Source organism: Rhodoferax sp. (assembly GCF_028689295.1).
In the GTDB taxonomy this organism is placed as follows: Bacteria; Pseudomonadota; Gammaproteobacteria; order Burkholderiales; family Burkholderiaceae_C; genus Rhodoferax.
The window spans coordinates 17,952-36,484 of the sequence record NZ_JAQTWL010000020.1 but is presented as its reverse complement, the minus strand read 5'-3'; the positions used below and the strand labels follow the sequence as shown (position 1 = coordinate 36,484).

The 18,533-nt window shown below is 55.2% G+C and carries 16 protein-coding genes and 2 pseudogenes; 15 read left to right on the top strand and 3 right to left on the bottom strand.

The window, feature by feature from the left end; translation table 11 throughout:
- The 9 genes and pseudogenes from PHF15_RS14170 to PHF15_RS14130 all read left to right on the top strand — a co-directional run.
- A pseudogene (locus PHF15_RS14170) lies at window positions 1-408 on the top strand (transporter); the annotation flags it as partial.
- Between the two features lie 158 nt (window positions 409-566).
- Entirely contained in the window at window positions 567-1,268 is a 702-nt protein-coding gene (locus tag PHF15_RS14165; RefSeq protein ID WP_300122018.1) for a hypothetical protein, read from the top strand.
- 14 nt (window positions 1,269-1,282) lie between these two features.
- Window positions 1,283-2,941 (top strand): P-type conjugative transfer protein TrbL, encoded by a 1,659-nt coding sequence (trbL, locus tag PHF15_RS14160; RefSeq protein ID WP_300122017.1) that lies wholly within the window; start codon window positions 1,283-1,285, stop codon window positions 2,939-2,941.
- A gap of 9 nt (window positions 2,942-2,950) precedes the next feature.
- Window positions 2,951-4,447, top strand: coding sequence for a hypothetical protein (locus tag PHF15_RS14155; RefSeq protein WP_300122016.1), 1,497 nt, complete (start codon window positions 2,951-2,953; stop codon window positions 4,445-4,447).
- A gap of 209 nt (window positions 4,448-4,656) precedes the next feature.
- Complete coding sequence (locus PHF15_RS14150; RefSeq protein ID WP_300122015.1) at window positions 4,657-5,217, top strand: type IV toxin-antitoxin system AbiEi family antitoxin domain-containing protein; 561 nt, start codon at window positions 4,657-4,659, stop codon at window positions 5,215-5,217.
- Between the two features lie 279 nt (window positions 5,218-5,496).
- The gene (locus PHF15_RS14145) at window positions 5,497-6,978 is read left to right on the top strand and encodes a Fic family protein (protein WP_300122014.1); all 1,482 of its coding nucleotides are present in this window, start codon (window positions 5,497-5,499) and stop codon (window positions 6,976-6,978) included.
- A 186-nt stretch (window positions 6,979-7,164) separates the two neighbouring features.
- Window positions 7,165-7,818: a VirB8/TrbF family protein gene (locus PHF15_RS14140; protein ID WP_300122012.1), complete on the top strand. Its 654-nt coding sequence runs from the start codon at window positions 7,165-7,167 to the stop codon at window positions 7,816-7,818.
- Between the two features lie 11 nt (window positions 7,819-7,829).
- Window positions 7,830-8,945, top strand: coding sequence for a TrbG/VirB9 family P-type conjugative transfer protein (locus PHF15_RS14135; RefSeq protein ID WP_300122009.1), 1,116 nt, complete (start codon window positions 7,830-7,832; stop codon window positions 8,943-8,945).
- A gap of 812 nt (window positions 8,946-9,757) precedes the next feature.
- Window positions 9,758-10,414 carry a TrbI/VirB10 family protein gene (locus tag PHF15_RS14130; protein ID WP_300122007.1) on the top strand — a complete coding sequence of 219 codons (657 nt, stop codon included), beginning with the start codon at window positions 9,758-9,760 and terminating at the stop codon, window positions 10,412-10,414.
- Between the two features lie 138 nt (window positions 10,415-10,552).
- On the opposite strand, the gene PHF15_RS14125 is transcribed toward PHF15_RS14130, so the two are convergent.
- The 3 genes and pseudogenes from PHF15_RS14125 to istA all read right to left on the bottom strand — a co-directional run.
- Window positions 10,553-11,263, bottom strand: coding sequence for a UPF0149 family protein (locus tag PHF15_RS14125; RefSeq protein ID WP_300122005.1), 711 nt, complete (start codon window positions 11,261-11,263; stop codon window positions 10,553-10,555).
- Window positions 11,264-11,597: 334 nt separating this feature from the next.
- Window positions 11,598-11,801 carry a DUF6455 family protein gene (locus PHF15_RS17030; protein ID WP_366520618.1) on the bottom strand — a complete coding sequence of 68 codons (204 nt, stop codon included), beginning with the start codon at window positions 11,799-11,801 and terminating at the stop codon, window positions 11,598-11,600.
- 172 nt (window positions 11,802-11,973) lie between these two features.
- Window positions 11,974-12,626: pseudogene (gene istA / locus PHF15_RS14115) on the bottom strand (IS21 family transposase); the annotation flags it as partial.
- 404 nt (window positions 12,627-13,030) lie between these two features.
- On the opposite strand from istA, the gene PHF15_RS14110 reads away from it, so the two are divergent.
- The 6 genes from PHF15_RS14110 to PHF15_RS14085 all read left to right on the top strand — a co-directional run bounded on the left by PHF15_RS14110 (window position 13,031) and on the right by PHF15_RS14085 (window position 18,494).
- The gene (locus PHF15_RS14110) at window positions 13,031-14,266 is read left to right on the top strand and encodes an aromatic ring-hydroxylating dioxygenase subunit alpha (protein ID WP_300122003.1); all 1,236 of its coding nucleotides are present in this window, start codon (window positions 13,031-13,033) and stop codon (window positions 14,264-14,266) included.
- A 24-nt stretch (window positions 14,267-14,290) separates the two neighbouring features.
- Window positions 14,291-14,773: a nuclear transport factor 2 family protein gene (locus PHF15_RS14105; RefSeq protein WP_300122001.1), complete on the top strand. Its 483-nt coding sequence runs from the start codon at window positions 14,291-14,293 to the stop codon at window positions 14,771-14,773.
- Between the two features lie 12 nt (window positions 14,774-14,785).
- Entirely contained in the window at window positions 14,786-15,832 is a 1,047-nt protein-coding gene (locus PHF15_RS14100; protein WP_300121999.1) for a 2Fe-2S iron-sulfur cluster binding domain-containing protein, read from the top strand.
- Window positions 15,833-16,564: a Rieske 2Fe-2S domain-containing protein gene (locus PHF15_RS14095; protein WP_300121997.1), complete on the top strand. Its 732-nt coding sequence runs from the start codon at window positions 15,833-15,835 to the stop codon at window positions 16,562-16,564.
- Between the two features lie 106 nt (window positions 16,565-16,670).
- A complete protein-coding gene (locus tag PHF15_RS14090; protein ID WP_300121979.1) occupies window positions 16,671-17,846 on the top strand; it encodes a TRAP transporter substrate-binding protein in 1,176 nt (391 codons plus the stop codon).
- 105 nt (window positions 17,847-17,951) lie between these two features.
- Window positions 17,952-18,494 carry a TRAP transporter small permease gene (locus tag PHF15_RS14085; protein WP_300121978.1) on the top strand — a complete coding sequence of 181 codons (543 nt, stop codon included), beginning with the start codon at window positions 17,952-17,954 and terminating at the stop codon, window positions 18,492-18,494.
- Window positions 18,495-18,533 lie beyond the last annotated feature (39 nt).

Here is an 18,533-nt window from a genome sequence, read left to right as displayed (position 1 = left end):
TCGAACGTGGCGGTCATTTTTGCCACCCAGTCCCTGAGCGATTTGTCGCGCAGTGGCATTGCCGATGTGATTTTTGAATCCTGCCCGTCAAAAATCCTGTTGCCAAACCCGCAAGCACAAACCGAAGCCTTGAGCGGGCTGTACCAAGCGATTGGACTCAACCGTCGGCAAATCCAGATCGTTAGCAACGCCGTGCCAAAGCGCCAGTATTACCACCTGCACCCGGACGGCTCCCGCGTTTTTGAATTGGGACTGACTCCGCCGGAAATGGCCTTTGTTGGGGCCAGTGGACGCGAGGATTTGGCGCGAATTCGTCATCTGCAAAAGCTCGATGCGCTTACCTGGCCGTCTGCCTGGTTGCGGGAACGCGGTCAGTTCGATGCCGCCCGTTTATGGGATAGCTATTGACTGTGACAGGTCAGCAAAGAGCATCTGGCCCGACGCTCGCACAGACCTCCCCTGTGTCACCACGGTTTTACTGGTTGTTTGATCGTGGGAGGGCCACTTTTTTGCGTCAACTTGCGTCTGGCCGGTATGGGACAACAGTATTCAATAAAGGAAATCCCATGAAGCCCAAGAAGCTGCTTTCCAGCGCCGCAGTGGCGGCTGCCTTTGCTTTAGCGTCGATACCATCCGCTCACGCCGGTGGCGGTGGGTTTGTGGGTGCCATGGAAGCCACCCAGTGGCTGAACAACGCCGAGCTGGTCAATGTCTATTCAAGCAATCTGGAACAGCTGCAGCAGCAAATCCAGATGTACCAGAACATGTACCAGAACACGCTCGGCATTCCGATTCAGGCGTGGAGCGGCATTGCGGCGCGTTTGACATCGTTGGTCAGCACGATTCAAAACACGCAAGGCATTGTGAACGCCACTGTCAATTCCATCACCGACATGCAAACAACCTACGGCAACGGAAATTTGCTTTCGAACCAACAGCAAAATCTGGTGAATTGGAACAAGGGCTTGAACAACCAGATTGGCGCGGCTTTGCAGCAATTGGGCTTGAACGCCAACAATTTTTCGACAACGCAAAGTGCTTTGCAGCAAATTCAGCTGGCATCCCAAACAGCGGCTGGCCGCCTGCAAGCGATTCAGGCTGGCAATCAAATTGCCGGCATGATGGTCAATGAAACCCAAGCACTGCACGGCACCATCATTGCGGCGGAACAGGCCCGACTGAATGCCATCGCCAAACAGGAAAACGAAAAATACCAAGACGAAATCCTGTACCGCAATTTCTTTCGCAACCACTCCGGCAAATACTGAGCGGAGTATTGGTGATGCGTGCAACGCTTTTCCTGCTGCTGTTCGGTATCGCGCCGTTGGCGAATGCCGCGGGCATGATGGATACGTTGGTCAGTCAAGTTCAAAGCGCATCCGGTGGATGGATGTCGACTGCGCTGGGTTACGCTACCAATTTGTTCTTTGGCCTGGCTGCACTTGAATTCGCCTGGTCGGCGATTCAGCTGACGCTCAAAAAGTCAGAGCTTTCGGAAATCATGGTGGGGACCTTGTTCAAGGTCATGTCCCTGTCATTTTTTGCCATGGTACTGATCAAAGCGCCCGAGTGGATACCTGCCATCATCAATTCATTCAAGGCAGCAGGTGCCGGTGTGGGTGGCACTTCGGTTTTGTCACCCTCAGCGGTATTTGACCAAGGGCTGCAAGTAGCCGCCAGCCTGATGCAGTTCTCCAACGATGCCGCGCCCAGCACGGGTGACATGATCATCAACACTTTGACAAATTCGGGGCAAGGTCTGGGCAAATTCATGCTCAGCGCCATCATTGTGGGTGTTGCCTCAGTTTTTATTGTCCTTGGCTACGGGCTGATTGCGGTTCAACTGCTCATCACCCTGGTTGAGTCGTACTTGATCATTGGCGGTGGTGCCTTGATGCTCGGGTTTTCGGGCTCACGTTGGACGCACAATTTGTCAGAGAAATATTTTGGCTACGCGATTTCCATTGGCGTCAAACTGTTCACCATTTATTTGATCATTGGCTTTGGTGACAGCTTCACCCAAGCCCTGAAAGACACCATTGCAGCTGCCTACGCCGCACATCCTGAAGGCCCCAGTTTTGGTGACTATTTGGGTGTGGGTGGCGCATCGCTGTTCTATGGTGTCACTGGCTACATGGCACCGGGCCTGGCGGGGTCGATGCTTAATGGCACGGTGGCCATGTCCCTGCAAAGCGCCGGCACGGCGGCTGGCATGGTGGGCGGTGCGCCGGTGGCGGCGGGCCTTGCTGCAAGTGCCGCCGGTGCGCGCGCGCTGGGACTTGCTGGCGGCGCCATGGGCGCATTGCTGCCCGTGCAAAAGGCGGCGGGTGCGATTGGTGGCTCTTCTGCTGGCGTCGGCTTTGGCGGTGGCATCAGTGGTACGGTCAATGCCAATAACCCATTTCAGCCTGCTGCTGGTCCAAGCAATACCAGAAAATCCAGCAGCGCAAACAGTGGCGGCACCGGTATAACGCCTTTGCTGGCTTTGCCGGGTCCATCCGGTTTACCCACTGCATCCAGCTCGGCTAGCCAGCATGCTAGGGCTCGCACACCAAGTGAAGGCCCTGTCCCTTACAACGCAGCGCCTGGTCCGTCTGAGAGTCCGATGGCTGGACGTGGCATGAACGCGAGCGGCCAAAGTTTGGGCAAGACCCAAGCGCCCGGTTTTGTTGACCCGCGTTTTGACCCGTCTGCCACGCCGGGTGGTGGCGCAAAGCAAAGCACCAACGAAACCGGCGGCACGTCTGCCAATTCATTCGATGCACGGTCTTTCCAACAGCGATTTGAGGCGGACTACAAGCAACATCCGGGCGGCATGGCAGACAAACTCAACAGCTTTTCGAAGCGTTTGCAACATGCTGCGGATCGAAGAAAACCGCATTGGGTGAGTGATGGTCATGTGGGTCACGCACCAGGCTTGCGCATGGGGCTCGATACCTGAGGTATCACGGTGCGCTCGCTACAAATCATTGAGAACTACCTCGTTGCACGTGGCTGCGAGATTCAAAAGGTCAAAGACCATTTGGTTGAATTTCGTTTGCCCGGCGAGACCAGTCGAACGCCTGGCGGGCGGCTGTCCGTGGCGCGCGATGGCTCTCTCAAAATGTGGCATCGCTATGCAGAAAAGGGACTGGCAGCGGGTGAGCCGTGGCATGCCGCTGGAGGCATCCGTCTTGGCGATAAATCGACCCCGTCACTTGCAACCCATATCGACCAGTTGAGCGCGGCCAAGGAACTGTCAGCACTGACCAAAGTGCCGAAATTTTCTTCAGAGCCCCAACAACGCCGCTCATATGACCCGGAGCAAGTGTGGCGGGCGGCTGATGATCTGTTGCAAACGTCTGGTCTGATTCCGTCGCGGCTGCACGGGCGCTATCGCGATGGCACTGATCCAAAGCCCGTCTACAAGTTGCTGGTGTCAAACGATGGTGTTGCAACCGCATTTTCATTCCGGGGCGACATTGCTCTTCCTGCGCCATGGCGGGAAGGCCGGCAAACGAGCGATGGCAAGAAAACCATGTATGTCACGGGACGCGATTTGGGGCTGGATGGTGATCTTGCGCCACCCCGGTCTTCATCTGCTTTGCCGCGCCCGGCGCCTGCTGAGTTGCGTACAACTGACTTGGATCTGAATCGAGACACTTGCAGGTCTTGGATGGCAGGTGTCACCCCACCAACTGACCATCGTCATCTTGTCAAAGGCAATGCCGTTCTGGATGGCACGGAGTTGCGGGTGTATCCCACAGGGCACAAATTTGCCGGCACGATATTGGCCCCCATGTTTCGTCCTGATTTGATGGGCCGACCAGACACGGTGGAACTATGTGGTGCGCAGCACCTGATGCCCAAAGTCGCTTTCAACACCGACAAAATCATGGCAAAAGGCTCTCACACCGTCGGCGCCTTTGTGCCATTTCCAGGGCTTGATTCATTGATGAGAGTGCTGACTAGCGATGCCCTGGCGCCAATACAAGCGTGGCTGGCGGTTACCGATAAAAAGAAACCGCTTGTGATCTGCGAGGGGGTGGCCACCGGACTTGCGATTCAACAAAGCGGTGCGGGCAACGCGCTGTGCACGTTGTCGTCGAACAATGTGATGGTGGTCGCCCAATGGGTCAAGCAAACGGGTTTGTCGAATTTGTTTTCAGGGGTGGTCATTGCAACGGATCACGATATCGGCCGGACTGAGGCTGGAAGACTCAAATCAAACGCCATCCCACGGGCTTTGGAAGCGTCAAAGCTGACGGACTTCGCATTGGCTGTGCCTCCAGTGAACAGTCAAGTTGGCGCTGATGCACGGGACCTGCTCGGCCAGGGCGGTCCCCAGGCAGTGCGTAACTTCATTGCCAGCGCTGCATCGGCTGCGGAAGTGGAGAAAGCGAGGGCTGACATTTTTTTGCCTGTCAAAGAAAGTCAACAGGCTTCTGAGCCTGAATTCGAACGGTGAAACCAGACACCAACAGACCGAGCAGTGACCAGATGGGTATTCAGTTAACTAGCCGCGTGGCTTGCAACGCATTCATCGGATGATGGTGAGTTGAAAATGATATGAATCATAGGGTACTATTCGGCGATATCCAATGTTTTGTATCAGTGAATCCCAAGAATCAACCATCCCAGCGAAATAGTGCTGTGGCCCATCTGCAGGCCACGGGCATGTCGCGCCTGAGTGAATTGACTGCAAAGGGCATTACTGCAGCGACGGTGTCGCGCCTTGAGCGAGAGGGCGTTCTCGTTCGCCTTGCCCGAGGGCTGTATCAGCTTGCAGACGCATCTCTCGATGTGAATCACACCCTTGCCGAGGCATCCAAACTTGTTCCCAAGGGGGTCATCTGCCTGACGTCGTCCCTGGCGTTCCACAGTTTGACTGACCAGATTCCACCCAAAGTCTGGATGGCCATTGGTTCGAAAGACTGGCACCCCACATTTAAATATCCGCCGGTTCGTTTCGCTCGTTTTTCAGGGCCGCGCCTGCTACATGGTGTTGAAAGCCACGTCATTGACGGGGTATCCGTTCCGATCTTCGGCGTGGCTAAAACCATTGCAGACTTGTTTCGGTATCGGCAGACCATCGGCATCAACGTCGCGCTGGAAGGACTGCGCGAGGCACTAAGACAAAAAAAGGCTTCGCCCGCCGAAATTGCAAGAGAGGCGGTTGACGCCAAAGTCTGGAAAATCATGGAGCCGTACATGAGTGCGTTGACATCCCATGGCTGAGCCCAAGAGACTGCGGATCTTGAAACGGTGGTCACGGACCTCGCCGGATTTTTGATGCCAAATGCGCAGCGTGCAGGAGAGCGGTACCAGCTTGATCGGTTCTGATGAGCGTTAAATCCGACAGAACAGGATGCAATACTGCATGTTTCAGACAGATACGCTCTCCGTGCCCGACGAATCAACACAAAATCCGACAAGCCTTATTTTGTTAAATAAAGCACTTTTCAGACAGAAAGTGTCACAATAATACAAATATCAGACAAATACAAAGAAGTCGACATGGTCATCAAGCAAAAATTCGACAATTCTCTGCCTGAGCTTGTGTTCACAGGCCAGGGCGACCCCGCTGCCGACCGCAAGGTCATTCGGCTAGCCGGTGATGGGACACTGCTGAAACTTTACCAGGGTGTTTACACCAGCAATCTGGCCAGCCCTCCTGAATCAGTCGTAAGCCGCCACTGGACAAGCATTGTGGGCCACCTGCTGCCTGGCGGGGTCCTCAGCTACCGTAGCGGCTATGACGCAAAGCCCTTCGATGGCCGTATTTATGTGACGCGCGGTGATCGGCCGCGAACCCTGGAGTTGCCCGGCCTCATCATCAAGGTGATTCCAGGATCAGGCGCTGTTGAGGGTGACACGCCCTACAAGGGACTTTTCCTGGCCAGTCAACCGCGCTGGTTGCTGGAAAACCTGGCGAGCGGCCGCGGTGTCGGTGAGCGAGTTCTAGCCCAGCCAGCGCTTGAGGCTGAGCTCGACAAGCTTCTTTCGATTCGTGGTGAGTACCGATTCAATCAACTCCGGGATAGCTGCCGCACGCTGGCGGAAGCATTGGGTCGGGAAAAGGAATTCAAGCGGCTGGACGGCATCATGGGCGCCATGTTGGGGACCCATGAGAGCAAAAAGCTGCAGGGCAAACAAGCCCTAGCCCGCGCCGCTGGACGCCCCTATGACCCAGACCGTCTGGCACTTTTTGACACACTTTTTAGTCATCTGCGAACACAGACCCTGCCGGAGGTGCCCTCCACGGCGGATGCGGGGGTCTCACGCGAAAATTTCGCGTTCTTCGAGTCCTACTTTTCGAACTACATCGAGGGCACCACATTCTTGGTCAGCGAGGCCGAGGAAATCGTGTTTGAAGGCAAGCTCATCGCAAACCGGACAGAGGACTCCCACGACATTCTCGGAACCTTCCAGGCAGCCATGCGATCCCCCTGGCGCGACCAACCGGCCAGCACGGCGGACGATTTCCTGGCTTGGCTAAAGAACGTGAATGCGTTGGTTATGCAGTCCCGACTGGACAAGCAGCCAGGGGAGTGGAAGGACCAGAACAACCAGGCAGGATCAACGCTATTCGTTGCCCACGAGCTCGTGCAGGGCACGCTGAAGGAGAGTTTTGAGCGGATTTTGGCGCTGAAGGACCCTCTCGCGCGCGCGCTGATGACCATGTTCGTCATCTCAGAAGTTCACCCCTTCAAAGATGGCAACGGCAGAACGGCGCGCCTGGCAATGAACTGCGTGCTCAGCGCAGCGGGTCTGTCACGCATCATCGTTCCAACTGTCTATCGCGAAGATTACCTGTTGCCGCTGAAAAGCCTGTCGAACCATGCCGACGCGACACCCTACATCCGGGCCATGACCCGTATCCAGGCCTGGACGGCTGCCTTCGACTACTCACAGCCGCGTCACGAACTGCACCAAGCGCTCAAGCGATGCAACGCCTTCGAAGAAGACCTACGAAATTACCGGCTGGTGTTCCCGTAAATCAAAACAGAAATTGCGGGAGACAGCAGCCATCAGGCTGTGGACGGCAAGATCATCGCGCAGCAATCGGGCTAGCTCCTTGGCCAGTCGATTGGTACTGCGCGGCGTGCCCTAGCAATCGATGCCCATTTTGTGTTGCTTGCGCCAGATCGGTATTTGGCAACAGCACTCAAAAAGGACGCTTGCATGTCAAAACAAAATCCATACCTCAACGCTCGCCGGGAGTGGGATGAGCGATACGGTGGATTGGTCTCACGCGCGCGCAATTGGCAACTGATGGCCGCCGGCTCGTTGGCTGTCGCGGTTGTGGCTGTGGTGGGCATTGCGTTCGTCGGGTCCCAATCAAAGATTCAGCCGTTTGTGGTGGTCACCGACCAACTCGGTTCGCCTGTTGCTGTTGCCCGTCCCGCGCCGGTGGCAAGGGCTGATTTGGACAAACGGTTGATGGTTGCTCAATTGGCGGCCTTCATCAAAGACGTGCGCTCCATGTTGCCGGATGCTGTTGCCCAACAGGTCACGTTGAACCGGGTGTATGCGATGGCGGGGCGCGATGTGGCCGGATTCTTGAATGAATTTTTCAAAGACAACTCGCCGTTCTCGGTCGATGGTTCTGTCACGCGTGTCGAAATTTCATCCGTCATTCCCCAAGGGGGCGAAACCTACCAGGTGTCCTGGGTGGAAACAAAAGCCAAGCCTGGCGCGGCTGCTGTTGCGGAGCATTGGAAAGCGGTCGTCACGGTTGGGATTGATGCCAAGCTGGCAGAAAACCCAAAAGTCGCGCTTTGGAATCCCTTTGGCATTTACGTCAAGTCAATCTCCTGGACAAAAGAAGTTCTGTAAAGGTCGTCCTCATGAAAAACTCCCTCATCGCCATTGCCATTCTTTCCTTGACTGCCAGTGCCTTTGCACAATCATCTACGGAAACCGCCCCACATCCCGCTGCCGTCGCAGCGACCGACGCGGTTGTCACCACCCAGGCACCGGCCCAAGCGTTGACCGCGCCGTCATCAAATGAGTTTGAAGCTCTCCCTTTGCAGCCGACCCCCGGAACGCAAAAAGTCACGTCATCCCCTGAGGTAATGGCGCCATCACCTTTGCAGCCCTCAGCCAAGGTGCAGACCAGAAAGCTTTCCGCCGCCGATGCCGCAAGGCTTGCAGCGGCAAAGCGCTGGGAACAAACAGGCGCGGCTGAGGCGTTGGTGGGTGCCAGTGGTGCTGTTGAATATCCCTATGGGTATTCACGTCCGACCATTACTTGCGCACCCTTGCACGTCTGCTCGGTCGCGCTGCAGGATGGTGAGGCCGTGACTAGTGTTTCGATTGGCGACACGGTGCGCTGGCTATTGCAGAACGCAACCGCCGGGTCAAGGCCGGTGATGATGTTGAAACCCACACAGGCGGGCCTGTCAACCAACCTGGTTGTGACAACTGACAAGGGCCGCATTTATTACATGCACCTGGTGTCCAGTAAAACCGAGTATGTTCCCATGGTGAGCTGGTATGACCCGGCTGCCATGACACGCGACTTGAGCGCTGAGGCACAAGCGACAGCACGGCAAAAAGCGGAATTTGAGGCAACGATTGCCGCCACCAAACTGGCGGCAGAACAAGCCAGGACCCAACGTGTCGTGGCAGACAAGTCTGTTGGCAAACTTGATCCAACCACGCTGGATTTTGGCTACAACTGCAAGGGTGACGCGGCGTTCAAGCCGGCACGGGTCTTTGCCAATGACACGCACACGTTCATCCAATTGCCGCCCGGTGCAGCAGCCAGTGATGCACCCGCAGTGTTCAACAGTTCGAACAATGAGACCGAGTTGCTGAATTCACGGCTTGTGAACGGCTACTACATCATCGATGGCAAGCCAGCCAAACTCAGTCTGGTTCTGGGCGTGGGTACCAGCGCCCAAACTATTCAATGCGAAAAATCAGGGCAGAACAGTTTGTTCAACTGGGGTGCCAAATGATCTTCAGACTGGGCAAGAAATCTCCGACTGACGATCCGATGGACGCTCAGGCGGACATGGATGTTGCGGCCATTGATGGCCCCGGTCAGCCGCTGGAAATTCATACGCCGCCACCCGGTACAAAGCGACTCTCCAAAAAAGGGCAATTTTTACTTTTGGGTGGCGCCTCGACGGTGGCCTCTGCCATTTTGATCGGAGTCATGATCAGCGGCAAAAGTGGTGATCAAGCTGACTCAAACAAGCAATTGATGTCCAGTGATGCGCCGGGTCAATCGGCTCCATACAAGGAAAACGCTGAAGACATCAAGCGGCGAGCCGTTGCCGTCAGGAGTCAACCAACTTTTCAAACGGATGATGGTCAACAAACAGGGCCGCTAACAACCCGCTCGTCAGCTCAAAATGGCATTTCTGGTGGAACTCAAACTGCCAATGGTGGTGCATCACCGCCGACACCCGCTGAGGCACACCGGTTGTGGCTGCAAAAACGAAAGTACGAGCGACTCCAGGGTCTCATCATGGCTTCTGATTCAGCCGAAACATCCGACATCGGCAAGGGTGGCGCCGCGCTGGCTGCCAAATCGACTGCAGGGGGCATCTTGGGCGTGGGTGCTGAGGATGAGCGCCCGGTGGGCGGTCTGGATCAAAGCTTATCAGCAGCCAATGGGCGCGCTGTGAATGCGCGCGCATCTGCCTCTGCCGAGACCATGCGCATGGTGAATTCACCCTCGGGAGTGGCGGGTACAAGTAACAATTCAGGCTATTTGCCTGCCACTCCGGCCGCGGGCAGCCCTGTTGGTCAGGACCCGGCGGTGGTGGCCCAAGCGCGCAACCGAGCGTTCATGAAGGAAGCTGCTGACAATGGCTACCTGCCGGAATTACTCAAAGCTCAAATGGGGGAATTTGAACTGACAGCGGGCTCGGTCATTCCTGCGGTCATGCTGTCTGGCATCAATTCGGATCTGCCAGGCATCATCGTTGCACAGACCCGCCAAACCGTTTATTCCACCAACGAACCTGATGCTGTGGTGATTCCGCAAGGCTCGCGCCTGATTGGCAGGTACTCGGCTGATGTTGCTTATGGTCAATCGCGGGTGCTGGCGGCTTGGGATGAACTGATTTTGCCGAACGGTTCGCGAATTTCCTTGCGCGGCATGTCAGCAGCTGATGGTCAGGGTCAATCCGGCATTAAAGATCAGGTGGATAACCACTTCTGGAAAACCTGGTCATCGGCTTTGTTGGTGTCGTTTTTGGGGGTTGCTGCCCAACAGTCGCAACCACAAAACCAGGGTGCGTTCAACACGCCGTCCGGCTCGGCTCAAGCCTCTGCCGCTGCCATGAATTCCTTGAGTGATGTCAGCTCAAAGATTTTGCAAAAGAATCTGAACATTTCACCAACCCTGCAAATTCGTCCTGGCATGGCTTTCAACGTCATGGTCAACCGCTCGATCATCTTGCCGACCTATCGATGATCTTGAGCATTTCAAAGCGAAGCATGAGCTCGTCATCTGGATGGCGCATTGTGTGGTCAAAACGCTTTTTCGACATCCGATAGATCACGCCATCGTTGACGATCAGAAACCTTCTGCTGGACAGTCCAATTTCAGGACTCAATGTAGAACTGAAGCTGCACCACAGCAAACCTTGTACTTTTTGCCACTGCCACAGGGGCAAGGCTCGTTGCGTCCCACTTTGCCCTGCATAGACTTGGCAACCTGTCGCTCATAGACAGCGCGCCTGTATGGCAGCCAATATTCATACATGGCCACAACCGCCTCGGGAATTTGCAGTGCAAGCTTGCCGCGCTGGGCTGGTGTTTTTGTCAGCTTATCCTGCTCAGGCGAGAAGTCGTCTTCACCCAGCAATCCGATTGGCCGGTACCAGGCTTGCCCTTGAGGGGTTTTCAAAAGGGGTTCCCAATCTTTCCGGCACAGTTTCATACCTTCCGTGAAACCGTAGGCCCATCCTTCAGCGTCATCGTATTCTTTCCCGCGATACTCACTGGTGCACCAGATGGGGTATATCTCGCGTGGTAGTTGCTCCACTGCAGCAATGATGCTGTTGAAGTGACGCATGATCAGGCTCAGGACGCGGTTAAGTTGCTCAATGCTTTTGACCGGTGGCATCATGCTGTCCCCTTCGCCCCAAATGCCTGGCATCCATTGTTGAGGCATCAGTGACGCAGGGCCAATGGCGATGGCATGCAAATACCCATCAAGGGTATCCGAGGTCATAGATTCATCAGACTGCACCTCAAAGAGCAGGAATTGATCGAGTTCCTGCAACTCAATTTCTGTCAGAGGTTCGAATTGGGTGATCATTGGTTGGGCGGCATCAGCCCTCAAGCGCCGGACCTCAGCTTTGGGATTTGCTATTACACCATTAGCACCAAAGGCCGGAATATCGTGCTAAAAAAGTTTTGTTTCTTGTGAGGGCCTACCCAGCAATGCAGCTGCGCCGTCAATTGATGGGAGCGCAGGCATGATTGCGCCAGAAAACGGGGCAAAGGCCCTGCTGGGGGTACGAAAGACCGAAATGGTCGACGAAAACGGCCTCAAACCGCGAGAATTCCACTGGGAATCCCACTATTTGAAAACGTGTAACTCGCTACCTTACTTGGCTGCGAGTTGTTCAGAGCTTTCTTTGCCCGCGCTCTTATGCGCGACGAGCCAATGCGGCCTGGTTCGGGCAGAATTCCGGAGGATGACTGGCCCCTTCGGCGTGCTCTTCAAGCCAACGACCGCAGTCGTCGGGTTTCTGGCAGCTGGCGCACTTGAGCATGAGGCTCCGCAAACCATCGGCACGCCCTATGCCATGCTCCAATTCGCGCCCGAAATCGGCGCCTACGACTTTCGTCATGCCGTGGAAAAGGGCCGAATGATCATCGGCTCGTTGAGTCAATTTAAACATTTCATTCTCCGGTTGTTTGAAGTTGAGATAATGAAATTATTGTTCCATACGAGCTTCTTGGCGTTGACATGGATCAAAGAACTGCAAATGAAGCTTACCTATCGGCGCCGATTGAATATTGAGGCATGGGCATCATCTCCGTGCGCTCTTGCTCGAGCATCTCAAGCACGTTGAAGTGTTTGTATTCGGGGTGGCGGATATCACCCCACAGGACGCGGCAGCGCTCGACCAGCCAGGCGTTGAGTTGATCAAAGGAATGCCACTGGCGCGTCTGTGCCTCAATCCAGATTCGACGGCGGCTGTCTTGCACGTTCTTCGCCACGACACCCTTCTCCCAGCCACTGGCGACGTTGCAGAAGTCGGCATCAAACAGGTAGTGCGCGCACATGACGGCAAAGCGGGCGTTGACGACTCGGCCCTTGCTCTTTTTGACCTTGTCCACGGCGGTCTTCATGTTGTCGTAGATGCCACGCCCGGCAACGCCGCCCAGCGCCGCGAAGGAGCGGGTATGGGCGTCAAACAGCATCTCGTGACCCTGGCTGGGTAGGCCGCCAGCCAGAAGGCACGGCTGGCACACAGCTTCATGTGGGACACCTGCATGCGCCGGTAAATGCCACCGACCACCAAGCCTTCTTCACTCCAGTCGAACTGGAACGCCTCGCCCAGATCGAACTTCAAGGGTACGAAGGTGTGGGGCTTTTTGCCCTCGGTAGCGCGCCATTCCCGGATGAAGTCAGTCACGCGACTGTAGCCACCCAGGTGCATCGCCATGCGTGCCACCGACACGCCAGGCATCATGCACTGGCGGACCAGTTCCTGCTTGACCTGCGGGTCATATCGGCAACGCCCATCACGCTTGTGCCCAACCACCAATCCATTCAATACCTCTGAGTTCCTCTGCATCGCATATGTCCACGTTGTTCTACATGGACACAAGCGTCTCTCAATTCATCCGGTGGCGATAGAGCGTAGTTAAATGATCGCTTACGGCTTTCTGCCAAGAGTGCCCACTTATCGCGCTGTTAAAAATTTCGGGGCCACTTCGGTATTTTGGCCATCCCAAGGGAAAACACCTACATAAAAATGAGACATTCATATCAATAATTACAACAAATACATAATTTATTTGAAATGTATTTGTTGTAAGTCAATGACATTTATCAAAAAGGAGTACGCACATGGCACGAAATGGCACACAGTGGTTGGCACGACCTGACCTGGAGTCAAGTGAAATGGTTGACCCTCGCATCTACACCGACGAGGGCATCTTCAAGGAAGAGCAAGAGAAGATATTGGATAAAAGCTGGCTTGTTGCCTGCCATGAGAGTGAGCTGCCAGAGCCATATGACTTTCGCACTTACCAGCATCCGGGTGGGCACAACCTGATCATCGTGCGCGATGAAGACAACGCGGTTCACGCTTATCTCAACATCTGCCCTCACCGCGGAAACCTGCTGGTTTATGAGCCAGCAGGCAGTTTTCGTGAAGCGTCACCGTCGGGCGGCCCACGGCGCATCACCTGTCTGTTCCACGCCTGGGCTTTCGATACCAAGGGCAATTGCGTGGACATGCCCCGGCGCAAAGAGGGTTATCAGGAGCGTGTGCAGTTGAGCGATTACGCATTGCGCGAAGTTCGCCTTGAAGTGGCTTATGGTGGCTTTGTATGGGTCAATATGGATGACAACGGCCCCGCGCTGAAAGACACGCTGGGTGGCTCGCTCGACGCAATTGCCCACACCCTCACGGAGCCGCTGGAGGTCTTCCACTACCACCGCTCAATCGTCGAAGGCAACTTCAAGATGTGGCACGACACGAACAGTGAGTTCTATCACGACTACATGCATTACCACAACCGGATCACCGGGATGATGCACCCGGGCTACTGGGAGCGTGAGTACGTGGCCTTCGATGGTGGTCACGCACAGGTCACGGACATGGACCTTAAATACGATTCGTACAAAGGCCACGAGCAACGCACGCTGGGTTGGCCAGGTTTGGGCGCGAACCGCTGGGCGCTGGTGGACGTGTTCCCGGGTATCACCTTTAATATCCGCTCACCAGCCATGCGGCTTGATACGGCCATCCCACTGGGCCCGAACAAGGTGTTGATCGAGTTTCGTGGGTTAGGTCTGAAATCGGACACGCCAGAAGAGCGCGCCATCCGCATCCGCGACCACAACACGATCTGGGGGCCATTTGGTCGGAATCTGCCTGAGGATCTGCTGGGCACCCATGGGCAGGGCATCGCTCTGAACGACCGCACGGAGGCTCCCACCGTCCTGCATGCGCGACACGAGAACAACAAAGTTCATGATGAAGTCGGCATGCGCCATTTCCTGGTGGAGTGGGCGAAACGCATGGGGCGCAATCCATCCGATCCGTTCAACGAGCGCAAACTTGCCCCCAAAGCCTGACCCGATAAGACTGGAGTACCCAAAATGAAACAAATGGAAATCACATACGAAGTGGAGCGGCAGTGCCGCGACTTGATCCAGCGGACTTGTTCGGCAATGGACAAACTCGACTTTGAAACTTATCTTGCGGCATGCCATGAGGACTACGACTACGCCATTCGCGCGTACAGCCCGGAAATTCGCCGTGACATGACTTGGCTTGGCAAGAATCTGTCGAGCATGAAAACCTTATTGGACATGATCCCCAAGCAGAATCGTGACCGCACACCCTTAACTCGCCACTTTTCGATTGTCAGCATTGCGCGCGATACCGAGACAGGTGATGTTCTGGTCAGGTCTGCACTACAGGTTTATCGCAACACGCTCGATGGTGGAGAGGTCAGCGTTTACGCTGTGGGTGCCTACATTGACCGCATCGTGCTGGCTGACGGTGGCGCACGTCTGAAAGGGCGCGAAGTTCGACTTGAGACACGCAGTCTCGGTAACGGTTCTCACGTACCGTTCTGAGGGAAAAGGGTAATGCGAGTCATTGTCAATGCTAGAAATCGCGGCTTCGAGTTCGAGGCCAGCCCAAACGAGTCGCTATTAATGAGTGGACTGAAGGCTGGCGTTGCGTTACCCTACGAGTGCGCGACCGGCACCTGCGGCACCTGTCGGGCCACCCTGCTTGAAGGAAACATCAACGACCCTTGGCCTGAAGCGCCCGGACGCAAACTGCTCAAAGAAGCCAGGGACGTGTTGATGTGCCAGTGCAGCCCCAAGAGCGACTGCCGTGTCGAAGTACCAGGCTATGCATACCACGCGGATGCAAGCGTGCTACCACCGCAGCAAGGTCGAGGCGTAATTCGGACCGCCGCGATAATTGCGCCAGATGTTGTCAATTTCGAGATCGAGACCGACGTGGCATTTAACTTCGATGCTGGCCAGTTTGTCACCGTTGAAGCGCCCGGAGTCGAGGGGCCACGTGCGTACTCCATGGTCAATTACGAACGGAGGACCAAACGGCTTGAGTTCGTCATCAAAAGAAAACCCGACGGCGGATTCAGCGAATGGTTGTTCAGTGCCCCTGACCTGAGAGTAGGCGTCGAAGTCAATATGGTTGGGCCATTCGGCAAAGCGATTTTCCATCCAGCCCTGTCGAGCAACATCGTTTGCATCGCTGGCGGCAGTGGTATCGCGGGCATGATGGCGATCCTTCGGCGCGCCATGGACGAGGGATATTTCAAGCAGTTTCGCGGAGATATTTTCTTTGGGGTTCGTAAGTCCGCGGATGCGTTCTTCCTGGATCAGTTCGATGAAGCTGTAGAGAAATTCCCAAACAACCTTCGGGTGACGATCGCAACCTCAGACGAAGCACCCTCCACGGCGCTTCGGGATAGATACTCCAGACTGCAATTTTCTGAAGGCTTCGTGCACCAAGTGGCCGTTCAAAACATTGGCAGCAAAGCTGCGACCGCCATGACCTATCTGGCAGGTCCCCCCCCCCTCGTGGATGGTGCCCTGCGGGCTCTGATCATGGAAGCCAAGGCGCGTCCAGACCGTATCCGTTACGACAAGTTCAATTAAATGACTAAAACTTTTATCTGTAAAACACAGGACGTGCCGGAAAACGGCATGCGCGGCTTCGACCTCAATGGCAAACGCATTCTCATCTTGAGATCCGACAACCAGGTCTTTGCATCTGACGGTATTTGCCCGCATCAAGAAGTTCTGCTGGAAGAAGGCTTGTTCGACGGCAAAGTCTTGACTTGTCACTCGCACCTGTGGCAGTGGGATGTCTGTAATGGCGATGCCATTGGATTGGCAGAAACCCCACTCGATACTTACCAAGTGAGTGTGGTCGATGACTCTGTGTACATCGAGCAACGCTCGATTCTGGAACTCTGCGCCATATTTTCGGGTTTGGCCCCGGACCTTCTGGCGCGTATTGAATCAGCCGGCCAGTATGTCAATTTTTCAGCAGGCGAGGCCATTTACGCCGAAGGCGTCTTGGCCAAGGATATCTACATACTCGACACCGGCCGTGTGGAGTTCATTGTCGATCGCGGAGATCGAATAATTTACTCCGGCTACGTCCACAACCGAGGCGAGATGTTCGGCTGGGCGACCTTGATGGAATCCAACGCCACGCGACTGGCCAAGGCCACCTGCACGGAGGCGGCACGCGTTCTCAAGATTCCAGGTGAATCGTTGCAACAGTTGTTTGATGAAGTGCCAACGGCGGGTCTTCTTGTGACCAGGCGACTCTGGATCGAGGCGGTGCGCCAACTCGCTGGCGCGAAACATGGCAATCAATAGATTGCCATTTGATGAACTTTCGGACCATCAGGAGAGGGTTCGTAGGCGGGCATAAGCCCAAAACGTGGCCGAGGTGGCCGCACATTAAACCATTAGGAGACAGAGAATGAATGTGAAACTAAGTCGTCGACATTTCCTGGACATTGCTGCCGTTTATGGTAGTCGGGCTGCCTTCGCGTCCGCCGCACTCGGCATCGTTCCAGGCCAGGCATTTTTGGCCAAAGAGGCGCGTGCGCAAGGTACTGCCAAGTACAAGTTGCGTGTCGGCACCATCATGTCGGAAACCAACGAGCTCCATCTGCAGTCGGGCATTTATCAGTTCACAAAGCTGGTAGAACAAAAAACCGATGGCGCCGTCCAATTCCAGATTGTCGGCTCGGGTCAAGCATGCTCGGAAAATACTTGCGGCAGCCGGGTGACCAGTGGCGTGCTCGATGTCGGTACGTCGTCACCGCAAAATCTGGGTTCGGTTTTCCCCTATTCGATCGCCATGGATTTTCCGTTCTTATGGTCCGACCGTACCGCGTATTTGAGTTTCTTTCACAGCAAGGATTCCAATAAGCTTTATCGGGATGTTTTCCGCAAGGCGTACGGTATCGAGTTGCTATATGGCAGCGGCGAAATGCGCAACGTCATGTTGGGGAAAAAGTACGCCGACAAACCAGCAATCAAGACCTTCAAAGATTTCCAGGGCTCCAAGCTACGCATCACCAACAGCGTGATGATCGCCAATTTCATAAAGAGCATCGGGGCCAATCCCATCCCCCTGGCATGGACCGAAACGCTGGAAGGACTGAAATCCGGTGTCGTGGACGGGGCCGAAACCTGGCCCGGAGCTGCCACCGGTTTCGGGATGCATACCGTGTTAACGCACGACGTGCCTCTCGAGTTCGCACCCGGATATGAAGTGGTGTTCATGACGAGCGCAGTATTCAACAAATTTCCGGACAAGATCAAGGAAAGCATTCTCGAAGCGGCTTATGAGACTCAAAATTCAGCGTATGCCGGAGTTGCCCTCGCCAAGAACAAATATATCGGCAATGGCGCAAACCCCGACAAGGATTCTGCGTATATCAAGGCAGGCTTGAAACTGGAAACCTTGTCAAGCGCTGAGCTTGCCGAGTTCAAGAATGCGGCCAGCATGGAGCGCAATGCCGCCCTGTACAGCGACGTGCGCAAACAACTCGACTCGGTCGCTGGCCTGGACGTATACGGTGCGATGAAAGAGGCGGCCGCTCGTTACAACGGCAAGCCGCATTCGTCACAGAAGTGGTGGGCGTAATTCGAGCATAAAACCCTGCCTGCGTTAGATTTAAATGCTTCGGCGCAGGCAAGGTTTCTGAGAAACGTTCGCCTCTTCTATACATCACTCTGAGATAGACCTAACATGTCAACTATAGCCTCCCATACTCCATCATCCCGCCTGGACCGCGTGGTGACCACGGTCGAAAATTCGATCATGTTGCTCAGTTACACCACGTTGATCTTGCTTGTGGGTGGCGAAGCTGTTCGGCGCCTGCTCACCGGCACGCAATGGGTGGCCGGCCCTGACATCGCGCTCTATGCATTTGTATGGCTTTCCTGGTTTGCGATGGCCCATAACGTCCATCACAACACGCACCTTTCTTTTACCGGGTTCCGCGAGCGCTTCAGCCCAAGGGTTCGCGCCGGTTTCGAGGTGCTCGATTGCCTCTTGTGGTACCTCGTTGGCGCGATCGTCATCTATACCTCGTATAACGTCGTGCAACAACATATTCAGTTCAAACAGCTCATCATCGGAACCAATATTCCATTGGCTGCAGCCAGCGTGGCAGTTCCGATCGGCTGGACCTTCACGATGACTCGCATCACGCAGCGGCTGTGGCACATCGTGACCACGGGCCAGGCACCGGTGATTACACACGCGCCAGATGAAGTAACCCAAGCCTGATGTCGCCTATATATTGTTCAGTCTAAAAGAGTACCTAAA

Coding starts and splice junctions, on each gene's coding strand:
- trbL (WP_300122017.1), top strand. CDS start 1,283: ATGCGTGCAACGCTTTTCCTGCTGCTGTTCGGTATCGCGCCGTTGGCG.
- PHF15_RS14145 (WP_300122014.1), top strand. CDS start 5,497: ATGGTCATCAAGCAAAAATTCGACAATTCTCTGCCTGAGCTTGTGTTC.
- PHF15_RS14085 (WP_300121978.1), top strand. CDS start 17,952: ATGTCAACTATAGCCTCCCATACTCCATCATCCCGCCTGGACCGCGTG.
- PHF15_RS14150 (WP_300122015.1), top strand. CDS start 4,657: ATGTCGCGCCTGAGTGAATTGACTGCAAAGGGCATTACTGCAGCGACG.
- PHF15_RS14135 (WP_300122009.1), top strand. CDS start 7,830: ATGAAAAACTCCCTCATCGCCATTGCCATTCTTTCCTTGACTGCCAGT.
- PHF15_RS14100 (WP_300121999.1), top strand. CDS start 14,786: ATGCGAGTCATTGTCAATGCTAGAAATCGCGGCTTCGAGTTCGAGGCC.
- PHF15_RS14095 (WP_300121997.1), top strand. CDS start 15,833: ATGACTAAAACTTTTATCTGTAAAACACAGGACGTGCCGGAAAACGGC.
- PHF15_RS14105 (WP_300122001.1), top strand. CDS start 14,291: ATGAAACAAATGGAAATCACATACGAAGTGGAGCGGCAGTGCCGCGAC.
- PHF15_RS14090 (WP_300121979.1), top strand. CDS start 16,671: ATGAATGTGAAACTAAGTCGTCGACATTTCCTGGACATTGCTGCCGTT.
- PHF15_RS14165 (WP_300122018.1), top strand. CDS start 567: ATGAAGCCCAAGAAGCTGCTTTCCAGCGCCGCAGTGGCGGCTGCCTTT.
- PHF15_RS14110 (WP_300122003.1), top strand. CDS start 13,031: ATGGCACGAAATGGCACACAGTGGTTGGCACGACCTGACCTGGAGTCA.
- PHF15_RS14125 (WP_300122005.1), bottom strand. CDS start 11,263: ATGATCACCCAATTCGAACCTCTGACAGAAATTGAGTTGCAGGAACTC.
- PHF15_RS14140 (WP_300122012.1), top strand. CDS start 7,165: ATGTCAAAACAAAATCCATACCTCAACGCTCGCCGGGAGTGGGATGAG.
- PHF15_RS17030 (WP_366520618.1), bottom strand. CDS start 11,801: ATGACGAAAGTCGTAGGCGCCGATTTCGGGCGCGAATTGGAGCATGGC.